The following is an 874-nucleotide window of genomic DNA, read 5'->3' as shown; positions in this document are numbered from 1 at the left end:
TCGATGAACCGATCTCGTTGCCAGACGGGAGAAAGCTGGTCACGCTGCTCGACGCTGGCGAACACATCGCGGCGTTGAAGGCTGTACACGATCGGCCGGAATGGCAAGCCGCGATGGAAGCGCTGATCCTGGTGGCCGAGCAAGGCGGCCCGACGATGTTTGCCCGGATCGGCATCATGCGAGCCTTGAACAGCGATCAGGTCCAAGAGTTCGCTCCCCGCCAGAAAAAGCCGTATTGGAGCCAGCGCAAGCTATCGAAGCGCTGATGATGCCTCGTCTCGAGATTAGGTCCCGTCTACGCGATCTCGAAAACGTCGATACCTTTGCGGGGACGGCTCGGCGTTCGAAAGGTCGTCCTCACCGAGAATCGCCGGAACGAGTTCGTCGTTCACGACCTTCTCCATCACAAATCGCACAAGCTTAGAGCGCGAGATTCCGCGCTCCTTTGCGGCCTTCTGCAGATACTCAACTTTCAAAGGAACGACGATATTCTTGATCGTCACAATGTGCCTCCGTGATGTTCCGTTGTTTTTTTGGATCTTTGACCGGCAAAATTTGGCAAGAAATGGAAAGCACTGTGGCGACATACCAACGTATAGTTCGTGAAGTTCTGACGGCATTTGCAGATCCCGAAAAGCGCACCCCTGTCCCGGAGCGGATATTGAGCGACGCCTTCCTAAGCGGAGTTGATCGGGCGCCGGTTAGAGGGGAGCGCCCTTGCACCGGTGGGTTAGTCGTGCGGGGCGAGATGCTCGACGAGACGCTCCACGCGATTGCCGAGCTGACAAGTCCGAGACCAAACTGAACTGACTCGCAATCCGCGAGGTGCTGCCCTACCTTGGACTCTGGTCCAGGGAGTTGCGTATGCGTAAGT

At 57.0% G+C, this 874-nt stretch carries 2 protein-coding genes; one reads left to right on the top strand and one right to left on the bottom strand.

Annotation, left to right across the window (positions count from 1 at the left end; genetic code table 11):
* A partial coding sequence (locus tag SO139_RS46290) for a hypothetical protein (protein WP_449383168.1) occupies positions 1-266 on the top strand: 266 nt, incomplete at its 5' end.
* A gap of 18 nt (positions 267-284) precedes the next feature.
* On the opposite strand, the gene SO139_RS46285 is transcribed toward SO139_RS46290, so the two are convergent.
* Positions 285-503, bottom strand: coding sequence for a hypothetical protein (locus tag SO139_RS46285; RefSeq protein WP_449383169.1), 219 nt, complete (start codon positions 501-503; stop codon positions 285-287).
* Positions 504-874 lie beyond the last annotated feature (371 nt).

The sequence above is a fragment of the Bradyrhizobium sp. UFLA05-89 genome (assembly GCF_059803475.1).
Note: the sequence above shows the minus strand (reverse complement) of the source record. Positions and strands in the feature narration are given on the sequence as shown.